Raw genomic sequence first — 16,934 nt, 5'->3', positions numbered from 1 at the left:
TTATGAAGTGGGTCTAGCGGATCGCACCGCTGTAGGACAGGCTTGCAGCATGGCATGGCTGCGGTAGAGGGGCGGGATGCAGCTTCTTATCGATGGTGAGCTGGTCGATGGCGCGCGCGCGATCGACCTTGTCAATCCGGCGGACGGGCAGGTCTTTGCCGCCGCGCCCTGTGCCGATGCGGCGCAGGTGGAGCGGGCGGTGGCGGCCGGGCAGCGGGCCTTTGCCGGCTGGCGCGCGCTGGACTTTGCCGAACGTGGCGCGCGGATTGTGGCGCTGGCCGATGCGCTGGAGGGCCGGGCCGAGGATTTCGCCACGCTCCTGACGCAGGAACAGGGCAAGCCGCTGGCCGAGGCGCGGGGCGAGATAGAGGCGGCGGTGGCGGCGCTGCGCTATCATGCCGGGCTGCGGCTGGAGTCGGTGGTGCTGAAGGAGAGCGCGACCGAGCGCGTGGTCGAGCAGCGCCATCCGCTGGGCGTGGTCGCGGCGATCGTGCCGTGGAATTATCCGCTGCTGCTCCTGGCGCTCAAGCTCGCGCCGGCGCTGATCGCGGGCAATTGCGTGATCGCCAAGCCGGCGCCGACTACGCCGCTGACGACATTGATGCTGGGCGCGCTGGCCGCCGACATCTTCCCCGCCGGGGTGGTGCAGATGCTGGGCGATGCCGGCGATGTCGGGCCGATGCTGACCGCGCATCCGGGTATCGCCCATGTCAGCTTCACCGGATCGACCGCGACCGGGCGGCGGGTGATGGCGGCGGCGGCCGACACGGTGAAGCGCTTCACGCTGGAATTGGGCGGCAATGATCCGGCGATCCTGCTGGACGATGCCGATGTCGCGGCGGTGGCGCCGATCCTGTTCGACGGGGCGATGGGCAATGCCGGGCAGGTCTGTCTGGGTGTCAAGCGCATCTATGCGCCGCGCGCGCTGATGCCGGCGCTGGGCGCGGCGCTGGTCGAATGTGCGCAGCGGGCGGTGGTCGGCGACGGGCGGGCGGTCGGCACGACGATCGGCCCAGTGCAGAATGCGGCGCAATATGCGCGGCTGGTCGACCTGCTGGCGGAGGCGCGGGCGCAGGGGCGGGTGCTGCATGGCGGCGTGGCGATCGAGGGGGACGGCTATTATATTGCGCCGACCATCGTCACCGACCTGCCTGACGATGCGCGGCTGGTGCAGGAGGAACAGTTCGGGCCGATCATCCCGCTGCTCGCCTATGATGACGAGGCGGAACTGGTCCGCCGGGTGAATGACGGCCCCTATGGGCTGGGCGCGTCGGTGTGGACCGCCGATGCGGCGCGCGGGCAGGCGATGGCGGCGCGGATCGACAGCGGGCTGGTCTGGGTCAACCGGCTGTTCGACCTGCCCTTCGACGTGCCGATCGGCGGTGCCAAGCAATCGGGCATCGGCCGGCACCAGGGGCTGGCCGGGGTGGAGGAATTCACCCAGATCCGCATCGTCAATGCGGCCCTGGGCTGAACGGAGGAGCGCGCAGATGACCGAAATACTGCTATTTTCCTATGGCACGCTGCGGCTGGTCGAGGTGCAGATGGCGCTGTTCGGCCGGTTGGTCGAAGGGGAGCCGGATGCGATGCCGGGCTATCGCCAGCGCATGATCGAGATCAGCGACCCGGATGTGATCGCCAAGAGCGGCACGCGCTGGCACCCGATGGTCGAGCCGAGCGATGATCCCGAGGATGCGGTGGAGGGGACGCTGTTTCGCCTGACGGAGGCGGATGTCGCCAGCGCCGACGCCTATGAGGTCGATTATGTCCGGCGCGAAGTGCTGCTGCGGTCGGGACGGCGGGCCTTTGTTTATGGGGACAAGGGCGCCTGATCAGGCGGCGCTGACGATGTCGGTGCGCGCGAAATCTTCGCCGATGAAGAGCAGGGGGCAATCGCGCTCCCGCGCTAACGCATAGCCGAAACAGTCGCCGAAATTGAGCGCGGCGGGATGAAGGCCCTTGCCCCATTGCGTGTAGGCAGCGGCAACCCGGCGGGCGTCTTCGGGGGTGACCGGGACGACCTCTACGCCGAGGCCGTCAATCAAAGTGGCGGCTTCCGTCCCGACGGAGCGGCGATCGGCGACGATCAGCGTTTCCGCCAGCGTGCCCGCTGACATCAGCAAAATGTCGCTTCCCGCGATCGCGGCGATACAGCGGTCCGCTTCGGGCTCGTCGAGCAGGATTGCCATGATCGCCGACGTATCGATCACGATCATTCGGGCAGGCCCGTCTCACCATAGAGAAAGTTCTGGCTGCGGGCGGCGTCCGGCCCGGCCGCGGGGCGCGCGGCCGCGCGCAATTTTTCCATCAGCGCGCGTCGGCTGGCACCGTCAACAGGTTGGCGGATCGGGACAAGGCGGACGGCGGCCTGGCCATGGCGGGTCAGGATGACCTCATCTCCGGCTTCTGCGCGGCGGACGAGATCGGTCAACTGGCCCTTTGCTTCTGAGACGGAAATGCGCATCGAAAAGCTCCTGATAAATGGGTCTTAATATGGACCATTACATGGTCCAAATCAAGGTTCCGGCCAACGGAAGGGGATGCGGCTGTCGCCGGTGATCTGACCCTGCGCGTCGAAGCGGCGTTCCAGCGCCAGACCGGTGCCATCCGGGGCGATGGCGAGGATGCTGCTGCAGCGGGTGCCATAGACGGGGTTGCGGATGAAGATGGGGGAGAGGGGCGGCTCCAGCGGGGCGTCGGACGGCGTGGCCGGGGCGATGCCGGTGGGGGGCAGGGTCTCGCGGCGCAGGGCGTCGAACAGGCTTTCCGGATCGGCCGCGCCGGCGACGAGCCATTGCAGCATCGCCTCCTTGAGCGCGAGCGTCTTGGGCCAGGGCTGGTCGAGCGGACCGTTGGAAAGGCCGTAGAGGCCGGGCGCGAGCAGGCTGCGCTGGGGTTCGGGGCGATTGGTGAGGAAGACGAGCCGGTCGCGGTCGGCGAGCAGCAGGTTGAACGGGTTGAAATCGTCGAGCGCCGCCGCATGGGGATCGGCATAGGTGCCGCTGCCGGTCAGCAGATCGGTCACAAGCGCGCCGCGTGAGGCGCGGTCGGGCAGGGGATCGCCGAAGCCGCGCAAATTGGTGATGACGGCGGCCCGGCCATCCTCGTCCGCGCCGAGCCAGGTGCCGCCCGATTGCAGGTCGCGCCCGGCGATCAGCCCCGGCCGGTCGCCCCAGCGCGCCATCGCCGCGGCGGGGCGGGCATGATATTCGTCGCGATTGCCGATCAGGACGAGCTGCCAGCGCGGGTGCGCCCGCCAGGCCAGTGCCACGATACACATTTGCTGCCTCCATCACCCAACACCGGCTTGATAAATGGCGCGGCCGCCGCCATATAGGGGGTGCCGGGCTCGCCCGGCTATGGTGATAAATCGTGTCGTATAATAGACGCAGCGGACCCGGGGGCAGTACCCGGCGGTTCCACCACATGTCCCGGATGACCTTTGGTCTGGCGGGGTGTCTGATGGGGCCGAACTAGGATCGACGTGTGTTCAAAGGCGATGCTTTTACCCGGCCCGTGTAAGCCGTTAAACTGTGCAAAACTCACAAGTGCCAACGATAACGAAGCACTCGCCATTGCAGCGTAATTGAGGGCCTCACGGCCTGACATTACTCTAAAATAGCGCGGTTGAACCCACCGGGCAACAGAAGGGAATTCAGCGGCCCCCGGAGGCGCCGGGCAACAGAAGCCTCCGGACCCAATCCATCAGCGATGTTTTTTCAGGCCACGCCGCTTGCGGTGCATGGCCTTTTGCGCGTCCATGATGCGATTCGAATCGGATGAAATTTGCATGCTGCATTCGATTTCATTTTTATGACACTGATGTGAAAAACGCATAAGGCAATGAAATTGCGTCTATATAAAATGGAATCGACGCCCATGCCTGATCTTGTGCCGATGTCATCAAGATGAAATAATTCCGGCTATGTTTGAAAGTTTTTTTCGGAGAAAATCGATGTTCAAGGCGGCGGCAGTTGCGGGCTTTCTTCTGGCTTCGGCAGTGCCGGCCATGGCGTCGGCGGCGGATGACGTGATCGTCAGCGTCGTGCCGGATGCGGGTCTGGCTGCGTCGGCGCTGCTGGCCCATGATTTCGACAAGGCCGCTCGCAAGCTGCAGGCGGTCTGGCCCGACACCATCAATGATCCGGCGCGCCTGATCAACCTGGGCAATGCCTATGCGGGGATGGGCCGCACCAGCGATGCGCGCGAAGCCTATGCCGCCGTGTCGCGCGTGCCCGACATGACGCTGGTGCTGGCCGATGGCAGTGAGGAATCCTCGCGCTCGATCGCGCAGCGCGCCTCGGCGCGCCTGAATACGAGCTATGCGATGCGCTGAACGCCCTGTTTCAGTGGCTCGCGCAGGGGCGTCGTCCGGTGGACGGCGCCCCTTTCTGTTGGCTGTGGCGGTTGGGCCACTGTCTTTGAACTGTAATTTTACAGACCCCGATATGTCATAAAAGGAAAATGAGGCTGTCATTTACCGCGCCTACCTGCCGCTTCCGAGGGCGACAGGGGGCGTTGTCCGATTCGCTTTTCCCCCTTGCGCTCCGCATCGCAACAAACCCGGCAGAAGCCGGAGCGGAGACGACATGGCCAAGATCAACCGTATCCATAATATCCTGATGGCGGGCTGCGCCTGCGCGGCGCTGGCTGCCTGCGGCGCGGACGATATCGCTTCGCCCGGCACCGGCGGCGACGTCATCATCAACCCGACGCCGACCCCCACGCCGACGCCGACCCCCACGCCGACCCCGACCGGCGTTACCCCGGCTGCCGGCTGCCCGACGATCGCCGACCCCAAGGGTCTGACCGACGAAGGCACCATCTCCAGCTCGAACGGTGATGCCTGGCGCGTCTGCACGCTGCCTTCGATCATCGCCAAGAGCATCACCCTGCCCAAGATCGCCGGTCTGGTTTACCAGATGAAGGGCCGTGTCGACGTCGGCTGCGACAGCGGCTTCGCTGCGCCCACCACCTCGGCGCCGGTCACCAGCTCGACCGTGGGCTGCACCACCGCCAACGGCTTCAGCCTGACCAGCGGTCAGCTGACCGCCGACACCAACGTCACCCTGACCATCGAGCCGGGCGTCATCGTCTATGGCGGCACCGGCACCAGCTGGCTGGCCGTCAACCGCGGCAACAAGATCAACGCCGTTGGCACCGCGACCTCGCCAATCATCTTCACCAGCCGCGACAATATCAATGGCAACTCGACCGAAACGTCGATGGGCCAGTGGGGCGGCGTCGTGCTGATGGGCCGTGCGCGCACCACCGACTGCAACAGCGGTTCGGTCGGCGCCGACACCTGCGAGCGTCAGACCGAAGGTTCGGCCGATCCGGCGACCTTTGGCGGTCGTGACGACGCCTATAATGCGGGCACCATGAAATATGTCCAGATCCGCTATTCGGGCTATGTTCTGGGCGCCAACACCGAACTGCAGGCGCTGACCGGCGAAGGCATCGGCAGCGGCACCACGCTGGACTATATCCAGAGCTTCAACAGCTCGGACGACGGCGCGGAATTCTTCGGCGGCACCGTCCACATGAAGCATTATATCGCGACCGGCGCGGACGATGACAGCCTTGACGCCGACACCGGCATCCAGGGGCGCTTCCAATATGTGCTGATCGTGCAGCGTCCGGGTCAGGGCGACGCGCTGATGGAAATCGACAGCAACGGTCTGGAAAGCGATACTCCGCGCCAGAACACCATCGTCGCCAACTTCACCGCGATCCAGTCGCAGGTTAGCAGCAACAACGAAGCCAATGACCAGGCATCGATCCTGAACCGCGGCAACAGCGACCTGTCGCTGGTGAACGGCATCGTCGTGTCGCCGAACAACGAGTGCGTCCGCCTGCATGGCACCGGCACGACCTCGACCCGCGCCACGCTGACCGCCCGTTCGGTGCTGATGCAGTGCAACGCGACCAAGTATATCGGTTCGGGTAGCGGCGCGACCGCCTACACCGCCGCCGATGTTGCCGCCATCTTCAGCGGCAACAACAACAATGATGCCTACACCGCCTCGCTGAGCGCGGTGTTCATCAACGGTGCGGCCGAAACCGCCGCCACCGCGATCGACGCCAAGACGCTGGACAGCTTCTTCGACACGACGACCTATGTCGGCGCGGTCAAGGACGCCAACGACACCTGGTTCGCCGGCTGGACCTGCAACTCGGCCTACGCGCCGTTTGACAGCACCAGCACCGCGCGCCGCGCCTGCACCTCGATCCCGCTCTAAGACGGGACGGACCTGATGCGGGGCGGGACGCGGCCATGATCGGCCGCATCCCGCCCCGAAACGTGCAATGACCTTATCTAGGGGATATTCGATGGCGACGCCGCTCAAGTTCGCGGGCCTGCTGCTGCTTTCCACTGCGCTGGTCGCGCCGGCCGCGCTGGCCCAGGAAGTGCCCGCGCCCGCCGATGCCACCACGTCCGACCCGCAGGCGGCCGATCCTGCTGCCGCTGCCGGTCGTTCGACCGCCGAGGATCCGGAGGCGGCGCCCGACATTTCGGTCCCCGGTTCCGACATCATCGTCACCGGCCGCCGCAGTGCCAACGTCCAGAAGAATATTCCGGCGGTGGTTTCGGTCCTGTCTTCGGCCGATATCGCCCGGACGGGCGACGGCAATATTGCCGGCGCGCTGGGCCGCGTCACCGGCCTGTCGGTGGTCGGCAACGGCTATGTCTATGTTCGAGGCCTCGGCGATCGCTATTCGCTCGCGCTGCTGAACGGTTCGCCGCTGCCCAGCCCCGAGCCGCTCAAGCGCGTCGTGCCGCTGGACCTGTTCCCGACGAACATCGTCTCGTCCTCGATGGTGCAGAAGAGCTATTCGGCCAATTATCCCGGCGAATTTGGCGGCGGCGTCATCAACCTGACGACCAATGCGGTGCCGGCGGAAAGCTTCCTGACGATCAGCGGCGGTATCGGTGCCAACACCGAAACCACCTATCAGATGGGCTATAGCTATTATGGCAGCAAGAGCGACTGGACCGGCTTCGACAATGGCAGCCGCGACATTCCGCCGGCGCTCGCCGCCTTCTTCGCCAGCGGCGAACGGATCAGCTCGGGCAATGTCGATACCACCGCGATCGCGGCGGAAATGGTGCGCTTCAGCAAGGGCACCGTCCAGCGAATCAAGGATATCGACCCCAATTATTCGGCGACCATCTCGGGCGGCACCTCGTTCGACCTGGGCGGTTCGACCCTGGGCCTGATCGCCACTGCGGGCTACAGCAACAAGTGGACCACGCGCGACCAGCGCCAGCAAAATTCGATCACGCCCGACCTGTCGGCGCTCAATTCGGATTTCCAGCGCGTCACCACCGACAATCGCATTGTCGTCAACGGCCTGCTGGGCCTGGGCCTGGAGTTTGGCGACAACAAGATCCGCTGGACCAACCTCTATATCCGCGACACGCTCAAGCACACCCGCATGGGTCTGGGCAACACGCAGACCCAGCCGACGTCGGACATCATGGAGCAGGATACCGCCTGGTATGAGCGCCAGCTGATCGACACGCAGGTGGTTGGCGAGTTCAAGCTGAGCCAGGCGTTCAGCCTGGACGTGCGCGGCGGTTTCGCCAATTCGCAGCGCGAAGCTCCCTATGAACTGTCGTTCGAATATATCCGCACCAATGCGGCGGCCGACCCTTATGGCAATCTGTTCGTCAACCGTCTGAACGGCAATACCGGCCAGACCGCGACGGTCAGCTTCTCCGACCTCAACGAGGATCTGTGGTCGGGCGGCGCAGACCTGACCTGGAAGCCGTCGGCCGACATGGCGCTGACCGCCGGCTATGCCTATGTCGACACCAACCGCACCAGCTCGCGCCGCGACTTCCAGTTCCGCGCGTCGAGCGACATGCCCGAGGGCGTGGGCGTGCTGCGCCCTGACCTGCTGCTGGCACCGGGCATCGTCAACTATTATGACATCAGCCTGATCGAAACCAACGAAGGCAATCCCGCCTTCCGCGCGACGCTCAAGAACCATGCCGGCTATGGCAAGCTGAACTGGCAGATACTGGACGACCTGTCGCTCGACGCAGGCGTTCGCTACGAAACGGCCAAGCTGACCGTGTCGCCGCTGCAGGTGTTCAGCACGCCGGGCGCCAGCACGGCCTCGACCCAGCTCGACAATGACTATTGGCTGCCCAGCGGCACGCTGACCTGGCAGATGCGCGACGACATGCAGGTGCGCCTGAACGCGTCGAAGACCATTGCCCGGCCGCAGTTCCGCGAGCTGATCTATCAGTTCTATTTCGACCCGGACACCAACCGTCGCTATCAGGGCAACCCCTATCTGCAGGACAGCAAGCTGTTCAACGCGGAAGCGCGCTATGAATGGTATTTCGCGCGGGATCAGCGCTTCTCGCTGTCGGGCTTCATGAAGAAGATCGACAACCCGATCGAAACCTTCATCACGCTCAACGGCGACAATTTCGTCACCAGCTTCGCCAATGCGCCCAAGGCCGACCTCTATGGCGGCGAAGTCGAGTTGCAGAAATATTTCGACCTGTCGTCCATGTCTGACAGCGCGTTCTTCTCGACCCGCCGTCTGGTGACGATCGCCAACTATACCTACACCAAGTCGAAGCTGAAGGTGAAGGAGGGCGATACGACCGCCGTGTTCGGCGCGTCGTCGACGCTGGCGACCGACTATTTCCGCAACGGTTCGCCGTTGACGGGCCAGTCGGACCATCTGGTCAACTTCCAGTTTGGCCTGGAAGACCAGGACAAGCTGTCGCAGCAGACGCTGATCCTGTCCTATGCCAGCAAGCGCGTGACCAGCCGTGGCCTGGCCAACCAGGACCAGCCCGACGTCTATGAACATCCCGGCATCAACCTGGACTTCGTGGCGCGCCAGGGCGTCTATGTCGCGGGGCGCCAGTTCGACGCCAAGTTCGAGGTGCGCAACATCCTGGGCAACGACTATGAGGAAAGCCAGTCGAACGGTACCAACAAGGTCATCTACAACGCCTATAATTATGGCACGACCTTCAACTTCTCGCTTTCGACGACCTTCTGACGTCAGGCACAGCCGAAACGGAAAGGGCGCCCGATCGGGCGCCCTTTTGCGTTGGGGGATCGGCGGCGCGGGCTCATTTTTCGATCAGCTTTCGATCAGCAGCTTCACGATCCGGCGCTTGCCGAAGCGCAGCGGGTCGGCGAACCAGGTTATCTCCACTTTCTGCCCTTCGCGCAGATAGGGCGGACCGCCGGCAAAGCCGCAGAAGGTCGCCACCGGACAGCGGCTGCCCTCGTGCCAGGAAAAACTCTCCCCGCCGATGTCGAAGCCATGGGTTATATTGGTCTGATGTTTCTGGAAGGAGAGGGGAGCGGTATTCCGGCTGCGCGTGCGGATGTCCCATAATTTGCTGATCCGCCCCTTGGTCACGCTCATCTGGTCCATGTCCATGGCGCCGACCCGCAACTGGTCGAACAGCGGCAGGCCGCCGAACCACAGGCCGGCAAGCAGGATCGCGGCCGGCGTATAGCGCGGCATTCGTCGCCCGGATCGCTTCCACCAGCGGGCGCCCAGGAACAAGAGGGCAAAGAAGATCAGATAAAGGATCGCCGCCCAGTCGAACGGCGCCATGCTCCTGTCATAGGCTGTAATCACCTCATCCTCCCCCTGTGCATTGTTCCCGTCATGCCATGACGGTTGCGAAAGGAAAGAGGCTGGCGGTGCGTGCGACCGGGCAGGGGGGCATGGCCGCGCATTCGGAGCGGGCAGGCTCCTGTCCGTGCATCATCGCGGACGCTTCACAGGGTTTTCCCCGATAGCCGGCTGGTCAGGCAGGATGCAGACAAAGGCGACCCAATTCCTGTTCATGCGAAGGGAAAGCACCATGGCCGACAAGAAACCCAATATCCTCGTCATCTGGGGCGACGATATCGGGATATCGAACCTCAGTTGCTACACCGACGGGGTGATGGGCTATCGCACGCCCAATATCGACCGGATCGCGAGGGAGGGGATGAAGTTCACCGACAGCTATGGCGAGCAGAGCTGCACCGCCGGCCGTTCCTCCTTCATCACCGGGCAGAGCGTGTTGCGCACCGGCCTGTCCAAGGTCGGCATTCCCGGCGCGCCGGTGGGCATGAGCGACAAGATCATCACCATCGCCGCACTGCTGAAGGAACAGGGCTATGCCACCGGCCAGTTCGGCAAGAACCATCTGGGCGATCTCAACCACATGCTGCCGACCAATCACGGCTTCGACGAATTTTTCGGCAATCTCTATCACCTGAACGCCGAAGAAGAGCCGGAGATGGAAAATTATCCGCTCAACGAACCGGACATGCCGCATTTCAAGGAACGATTCGGCCCGCGCGGGGTGATCCATTCCTTCGCGACCGATGTCGACGATGCCACCGAAATGCCGCGCTGGGGCAAGGTCGGCAAGCAGAAGATCGAGGATACCGGCCCGCTGACGGCCAAGCGCATGGAAACCTGCGACGATGAATTCGTCGAACGCGCGTCGAAATTCATCAAGCAGGCGGAGGCCGATGGAAAGCCGTGGTTCGTATGGGTGAACACCACCCATATGCACATGTTCACGCACCCCAAGCCGGGCAGCAAGGGCCAGGCCGGCCGCTGGCAGTCCGACTATCACGACACCATGATCGATCATGACAAGAATGTCGGCCAGCTGCTCGACCTGCTGGACGAACTGGGCATCGCCGAGGACACGCTGGTCCAATATTCGACCGACAATGGCCCGCATCGCAACAGCTGGCCCGATTGCGGCACGACGCCGTTCCGCAGCGAAAAGAACACCAATTGGGAAGGCGCCTTCCGCATTCCGATGATGGTGCGCTGGCCGGGCAAGGTGCCGGCCGGATCAGTTTCCAACGGCATCGTCCAGCATCATGACTGGCTGCCGACCTTCCTGGAAATGGCGGGCGAGCCCGATATCGTCGAGAAGGTGAAGAAGGGCTACAAGGCGATCGGCCGGACCTACAAGAACCATATCGACGGCGTCAGCCTGGTCGGCCACATCACCGGCAAGGAAGAGAAGAGCCCGCGCAACGCCTTCTTCTACATCAGCGACGATGGCGACATCCTGGCCATGCGCTACGACAATTGGAAATGCGTGTTCCTGGAACAGCGCTGCGCCGGCACGATGAAGGTCTGGGGCGAGCCGTTCACCCGGTTGCGCATTCCCAAGCTCTTCAACCTGCGGATCGATCCCTATGAGTTCGCCGACATCACATCCAACACCTATTATGACTGGGTGTTGAAGAACACCTTCCTGCTCTATGGCGCACAGGCGGGGGCGGCCCAATTTGCCGACACCTTCAAGGAATTTCCGCCGATCCAGAAGCCCAACACCTTCACCATCGACGACGCCATCAACGCGATGGGCGATGCGGCGGGCGGCGCGAGCTGAACCATGAAAAAAGCGGCGCGGGATACTGTCCCGCGCCGCTTCTGATCATCGCTGTCCTGATGCCGCCGCCCGATCCTGCGATCGGGCGGCGGTCTTGATCAGGCCGCCTTGGGCGGGGCGAATTTGGTGAGGTCGATGCCGACCACCGCCTTCTTATATTCGTCCATGTTGGGCGTACGGCCCAGGATGGTCGAGAGCACCACCAGCGGGGTCGAAGCGAGGAGGGATTCGCCCTTCTTCTCGGCCGTGTCTTCCACCACGCGGCCCTGGAACAGGCGGGTCGAGGTGGCGAGGACGGTGTCGCCCTTGGCCGCCTTTTCCTGGTTGCCCATGCACAGGTTGCAGCCCGGACGCTCCAGATAGAGGGTGTTCTCATATTCGGTGCGGGCGGCATTCTTGGGGTGGCTGTCGTCGAATTCGAAGCCGGCGTACTTCTTGAGCACGTCCCAGTCGCCTTCAGCCTTCAACTCGTCGACGATGTTGTAGGTCGGCGGGGCGACGACCAGCGGCGCCTTGAATTCGACCTTGCCCTCGGCGGCTTCGATATTCTTCAGCATCTGGGCCAGGATCTTCATGTCGCCCTTGTGCACCATGCACGATCCGATGAAGCCCAGATCCACCTTCTTGGTGCCGCCATAATAGGAAACCGGGCGGATGGTGTCATGGGTGTAGCGCTTCGACACGTCGGCATTGTTGACGTCCGGGTCGGCGATCATCGGCTCGTCGATCTGGTCGAGGTCGACGACGACTTCGGCATAATATTTGGCGTTGGCGTCGGGCGACAGCGCGGGCTTCTCGCCCGAGCGGATCTCGGCGATGCGCTTGTCGGCGAGCGCGATCAGGCCACGGAGCGTGCCGGCGGTATTTTCCATGCCCTTGTCGATCATGATCTGGATGCGCGACTTGGCGATTTCCAGCGACTCGATCAGCGTTTCGTCCTGCGAGATGCAGATCGACGCCTTCGCCTTCATCTCGGCGGTCCAGTCGGTGAAGGTGAAGGCCTGGTCGGCCAGCAGCGTGCCGATATGGACTTCGATGATACGGCCCTGGAAGACATTCTCGCCAGCGAACTGGTGGAGCATCTGCGCCTGGGTAGCGTGAACGACGTCGCGGAAGTCCATATAGGGCGCCATTTGGCCCTTGAAGGTGACCTTGACCGACTGCGGGATCGGCATGGTCGCTTCACCGGTGGCCAGCGCCAGCGCAACCGTGCCCGAGTCCGCGCCGAAGGCCACGCCCTTCGACATGCGGGTGTGGCTGTCGCCGCCGATGATGATCGCCCAGTCGTCCACGGTGATGTCGTTCAGCACCTTGTGGATCACGTCGGTCATCGCGTGATAGACGCCCTTGGGGTCGCGCGCGGTGATCAGGCCGAAATTGTTCATGAAGCTCATGAGCTTGGGGATGTTGGCCTGGGCCTTCTTGTCCCACACCGACGCGGTGTGGCAGCCCGACTGATAGGCGCCATCGACCAGCGGCGAGATGACGGTGGCGGCCATCGCCTCCAGTTCCTGCGCGGTCATCAGGCCGGTCGTGTCCTGCGAGCCGACGATGTTGACCTTCACGCGCACGTCCGAACCGGCATGCAGCACCTTGCCCGGCGTCACGCCCACGGCGTTGCGGTTGAAAATCTTCTCCACCGCGGTCAGGCCCTGGTCATCGACCGTGATTTCCTTGTTCGGCGCGAACACCTTGGGCGCTTCGATGCCCAGCGTCTCGGCGGCGAAGGTCTGGAGCTTCTTGCCGAAGACGATGGCGTAGCTGCTGCCCGCCTTCATGAATTCCATCTTCTGGGGGGTGAAGGCGGCGGCGACGTCGACCAGTTCCTTGCCGGCCTCGTCGGTCAGCTTCTTGTTCTTGACGTCGATCTTCAGCACCGTGCCGGTCGCGACCGAGAAGGCCTCCTCCAGCACCGGATTGCCGTCATTGTTGAGGATCGCCTTGCCATCCGGGCCGGTCATCTTGACCCAGTTCTTGAGGTTGAGGCCGATGCCGCCGGTGACGTCCACGGTGGTCGCGAAGATCGGCGAGATGCCGTTGGTGCCGGCGACGACGGGCGCATAGTTGACGAAGGGGACATAGGGGCTCTGCTGCTTGCCGGCCCACAGTGCCACATTGTTGACGCCCGACATGCGCGACGAGCCGACGCCCATCGTGCCCTTCTCGGCGATCAGCATGACGCGCGCGTCGGGATGCTGGGCCTTCAGGGCAACGATTTCCTGCTGCGCTTCGGGTGAGATCATGCACAGGCCGTGCAGTTCGCGGTCCGAACGCGAGTGGGCCTGGTTGCCCGGCGAGAGAAGGTCGGTCGAGATATCGCCTTCGCCGGCGATGAAGGTCACGACCTTGATCTCGTCCTCGACCTCGGGGAGCTTGGTGAAGAATTCGGCCTTGGCATAGCTTTCCAGCACATCCTTGGCGACGGCATTGCCAGCGGCGAAGGCGTCGCGCAGGCGGAACATGTCGGCGTCATAGAGGAAGACCTGAGTTTTCAGGACTTCGCCCGCCTGAACCGCCAGCGCCGCGTCATCGCCGAGCGCGATGTCGAGCAGCACGGCGATCGAGGGGCCGCCCTTCATGTGGCTGAGCAGTTCCAGTGCGAAGGCCGGGGTGATTTCCGCAACGGTGACGTCGCCCAGCACGATCTTCTTGAGGAAGTCGGCCTTCACGCCGGCGGCGCTGGTGGTGCCGGGCAGGGTGTTGTAGATGAAGAATTTGAGCGCTTCGGCGCGATGTTCGCTGCCGGCATCCTGGATCAGGGTGATGAGTTCGGCGACGAGGGCGCCGTCGTCGATCGGCTTGGGTGCGAGCCCCTGGACTTTCCTGCTGTCGATTTCGGCCAGATAATCCAGGTAGATGCTCATTATAAATCCAATGCCATAAAGTGTATGAATCCGGGCGTGGCACCACCGGACGGCTTTATGGACCGACCTGGGGCGGTGACGGGTCGCGCGTAGGCCAAGATCGCCCGGCTTGCAAGCTGCCCGATAGGCCCGGATGCACCGATCCGGATCGCCCCGGCGCTCGCTGCACGGGGAGCGGCGGCGATCCGTAGCGGCGGACGAGTGTCGAAGCGGATATTGGGCGCCACCATGATGTCTGCAACCCTTCTTATGTTGCCCAGGCGGCTCCAACATGTCCCGTAAAGAAAAGGCCTGCGCTCCGCCGGTGTCGCGATTGTGAGAAATTGTTGCGCAGGCGGCTGGGCATATCATCATTGATTGACCGCCACCTTCTTCCTCCACATCAGCCCGTGAAATTCTAATGCGACTAAGTCGCACTATTATTTCAATGGGGGTCTGAAATGCCATTTCCTGCAATCTTGTCGACGCGTGCCCATCTGCTGGGGGGCGCTGCCCTGATCGGTGCGCTCGCACTGCCCGTCGCCGCCCAGGCGCAGGCGCCCGATGCCGACGCCGATGCGCAGTCGAGCGCGATCGTCGTCACCGCGGCCGGCTATGAACAGAATATCATCGAGGCGCCGGCCAGCATCACCGTGCTGGGCCGCGAGGAATTGCAGGAAAAGCGGTTCGGCAGCCTGGCCGAAGCACTGCAGGATGTGCAGGGCGTCGATGTCGGCGGCGAAGCGGGCAAGACCGGCGGCCTCAACATCTCGATCCGCGGCATGCCCAGCGACTATACGCTGGTGCTGATCGACGGCCGACGCCAGAATGCGCCCGGCGGCGTCACGCCCAACGGCTTTGGCGAAACTTCCACCAGCTTCCTGCCGCCCTTCTCCGCGATCGACCGGATCGAAGTGGTGCGTGGCCCGATGTCCACCCTCTACGGATCGGATGCGATGGGCGGCGTCGTCAACATCATCACCCGCAAGGTCGGCGATCGCTGGGTCGGCACCGCCAGCGCCGAAAGCACGATCCAGGGCGATGATCGCTTCGGCAATATCCAGTCGGTCAACGGCTTTGCTCAGGGGCCGATCATCAAGGGGCTGGCCGGCCTGACCCTGCGCGGCAGCATCTTCCACCGCGCCGGGTCCGACATCGAGATCCCCGGCGATCCGGCGCTGACCTTGGGCCGCAACCCGGTGGAATCGGACATCTATAATTATGGCGGCCGGCTGACGCTGACGCCCCATGCCGATCATGACCTGTGGTTCGAATATGATCGCAACGAACAAAGCTATGACAATAGCCGGGGCCAATTGGGCACGCTGGGATCGGGCGGCTATGCCCCCGAACAGCGGTTCAACCGCAGCAATTATGTGATCGCGCACAGCTGGCGCATGGGCTTCGGCCAGCTCGACACCACCCTGACCCGCAACGAGACCGAGACGATCGGCCGCCTGATCCCCAATGGCACGCCGGGCGCGGTGCCGGGCAGCCCGCGCACGCTGGAGGCGCGCAACGACATCATCGATTCCCGCTTTGCCGGCAAGGCGGGCGCGCTGGCCTTCACCGTCGGCGGCCAATATTGGAAGGCGCGCATGGTCGAGGGCGTGGCCCCCGAGCCGTTCAAGTTCACCCAATGGGCGGGCTTTGCCGAAGCGACGCTGACCGTCGTCGACGGCTTCAACATCACCGGCGGCGCGCGCTACGACAATCACTCGACCTTCGGCGACAAATGGTCGCCGCGCGCCTATGCGGTGTGGAACATCAATGATGTGCTGACCCTGAAGGGCGGCGTCAGTCGCGGTTTCAAGACGCCGCGCGTCGAACAGATTGCCGAGGGCATCATCGGCTTTGGCGGGCAGGGACGCATCCCGCTGCTCGGCACGCCGGGGCTGAAGCCGGAAACCAGCACCAGCTATGAAGCGGGCCTCTATTATGATGGCGATGGTTTCTTCAGCGGCAATGTCACCCTGTTCAACAATGACTTCACCGACAAGATCGCCAGCGGTCCGGGCATCCCCAACTGCCAGTTTTCAGGCAATCCCAATCGCCCCGGCTGTCTGGATGTCGGCCCGTTCCCGACCGTCGACCTGTTCAGCCAGTCGATCAACATCGACAAGGCCCGGACCCGCGGCGTCGAGGTGGCAACCCGTTTTGCCCTGACCTCCACCCTGTCGCTGACGGCCAACTATACCTATACCGAGACCGAGCAGCTCAGCGGCGCGGAAGAGGGGCTGCCGCTGATCGGCATGCCCAAGCATATGCTGAACGGCAATCTGCGCTGGAAGCTGGGCGACAAGGCCAGCGTCTGGACCCGCGCCGAAATCCGTTCCAGCCGTTATCGCGGCGCCAATGCGCAGCAGACGTCCGTGGGCGACTTCCGCAGCTATGAAGTCTTCCACCTGGGCGGTTCCTACCAAGTCGCGCCGGCCTTCCGCCTGTCGGCGACGCTCTACAACATCCTCGACACCGACTATGCGGTCTATGTGCCCTATCAGACCGGCACGACGACCGCCTGGACCCCGGCCTATTCGATCAACCAGGAAGGGCGCCGCCTCTGGCTCTCGGCCACGGTCGACTTCTGACGGGAGAAGGGCCCCGCCCTGCGCGCCAGGCGCGGGGCGGTGTCATGGGCTCCCTGAAGGGAGAGGTGGTCTGAAAGGCGATCAATTTTAGTTGGTCGGTGC

Annotated in this window: 12 protein-coding genes and 1 other RNA gene; 8 read left to right on the top strand and 5 right to left on the bottom strand. The window is 63.7% G+C overall.

All coding sequences use genetic code 11. The features are described from left to right. The first annotated feature begins 76 nt into the window (after positions 1-76). Together ACUCV3_RS10450 and ACUCV3_RS10445 are read left to right on the top strand one after the other, a co-directional pair. A complete protein-coding gene (locus ACUCV3_RS10450) occupies positions 77-1,474 on the top strand; it encodes an aldehyde dehydrogenase family protein (protein WP_279729278.1) in 1,398 nt (465 codons plus the stop codon). A 16-nt stretch (positions 1,475-1,490) separates the two neighbouring features. Beyond that, positions 1,491-1,832: a gamma-glutamylcyclotransferase family protein gene (locus tag ACUCV3_RS10445; RefSeq protein ID WP_279729279.1), complete on the top strand. Its 342-nt coding sequence runs from the start codon at positions 1,491-1,493 to the stop codon at positions 1,830-1,832. Here the strand turns inward: ACUCV3_RS10445 and ACUCV3_RS10440 are convergent, their stop codons facing one another. The 3 genes from ACUCV3_RS10440 to ACUCV3_RS10430 are packed head-to-tail and all read right to left on the bottom strand — an operon-like array spanning position 1,833 to position 3,280. Further along, the gene (locus tag ACUCV3_RS10440; RefSeq protein ID WP_037511740.1) at positions 1,833-2,216 is read right to left on the bottom strand and encodes a type II toxin-antitoxin system VapC family toxin; all 384 of its coding nucleotides are present in this window, start codon (positions 2,214-2,216) and stop codon (positions 1,833-1,835) included. Next, the gene (locus tag ACUCV3_RS10435) at positions 2,213-2,464 is read right to left on the bottom strand and encodes a type II toxin-antitoxin system Phd/YefM family antitoxin (protein WP_136187520.1); all 252 of its coding nucleotides are present in this window, start codon (positions 2,462-2,464) and stop codon (positions 2,213-2,215) included. The genes ACUCV3_RS10440 and ACUCV3_RS10435 overlap by 4 nt, the downstream gene beginning before the upstream one ends. Positions 2,465-2,515: 51 nt before the next feature. Next, positions 2,516-3,280, bottom strand: coding sequence for an NRDE family protein (locus tag ACUCV3_RS10430; RefSeq protein ID WP_279729282.1), 765 nt, complete (start codon positions 3,278-3,280; stop codon positions 2,516-2,518). A 23-nt stretch (positions 3,281-3,303) separates the two neighbouring features. Between ACUCV3_RS10430 and ssrA the strand changes: the two genes are divergently transcribed. The 4 genes from ssrA (at position 3,304) to ACUCV3_RS10410 (ending at position 9,033) form a co-directional block, all read left to right on the top strand. Continuing rightward, positions 3,304-3,658: a transfer-messenger RNA gene (gene ssrA, locus ACUCV3_RS10425) on the top strand. Between the two features lie 297 nt (positions 3,659-3,955). Continuing rightward, the gene (locus tag ACUCV3_RS10420) at positions 3,956-4,336 is read left to right on the top strand and encodes a hypothetical protein (protein ID WP_017500616.1); all 381 of its coding nucleotides are present in this window, start codon (positions 3,956-3,958) and stop codon (positions 4,334-4,336) included. 253 nt (positions 4,337-4,589) lie between these two features. Further along, positions 4,590-6,242 (top strand): hypothetical protein, encoded by a 1,653-nt coding sequence (locus tag ACUCV3_RS10415; protein ID WP_279729285.1) that lies wholly within the window; start codon positions 4,590-4,592, stop codon positions 6,240-6,242. Positions 6,243-6,333: 91 nt separating this feature from the next. Then, the gene (locus ACUCV3_RS10410) at positions 6,334-9,033 is read left to right on the top strand and encodes a TonB-dependent receptor domain-containing protein (RefSeq protein ID WP_482240603.1); all 2,700 of its coding nucleotides are present in this window, start codon (positions 6,334-6,336) and stop codon (positions 9,031-9,033) included. Positions 9,034-9,117: 84 nt separating this feature from the next. Here the strand turns inward: ACUCV3_RS10410 and ACUCV3_RS10405 are convergent, their stop codons facing one another. Further along, a complete protein-coding gene (locus ACUCV3_RS10405; RefSeq protein ID WP_279729288.1) occupies positions 9,118-9,627 on the bottom strand; it encodes a hypothetical protein in 510 nt (169 codons plus the stop codon). A gap of 229 nt (positions 9,628-9,856) precedes the next feature. Here ACUCV3_RS10405 and ACUCV3_RS10400 point away from each other — a divergent pair, with 229 nt between their 5' ends. Continuing rightward, entirely contained in the window at positions 9,857-11,401 is a 1,545-nt protein-coding gene (locus ACUCV3_RS10400; protein ID WP_038292613.1) for an arylsulfatase, read from the top strand. A gap of 98 nt (positions 11,402-11,499) precedes the next feature. Here ACUCV3_RS10400 and ACUCV3_RS10395 read toward each other — a convergent pair whose 3' ends face one another. Beyond that, positions 11,500-14,265, bottom strand: a complete 2,766-nt coding sequence (locus ACUCV3_RS10395) for a bifunctional aconitate hydratase 2/2-methylisocitrate dehydratase (protein ID WP_482240602.1) — start codon at positions 14,263-14,265, stop codon at positions 11,500-11,502. Positions 14,266-14,705: 440 nt separating this feature from the next. Between ACUCV3_RS10395 and ACUCV3_RS10390 the strand changes: the two genes are divergently transcribed. Further along, a complete protein-coding gene (locus ACUCV3_RS10390; RefSeq protein ID WP_279729293.1) occupies positions 14,706-16,832 on the top strand; it encodes a TonB-dependent receptor domain-containing protein in 2,127 nt (708 codons plus the stop codon). The last annotated feature ends 102 nt before the right edge of the window (positions 16,833-16,934 follow it).

Source organism: Sphingobium sp. VMM (assembly GCF_056790315.1).
This window is presented reverse-complemented; position numbering and strand designations above follow the sequence as displayed.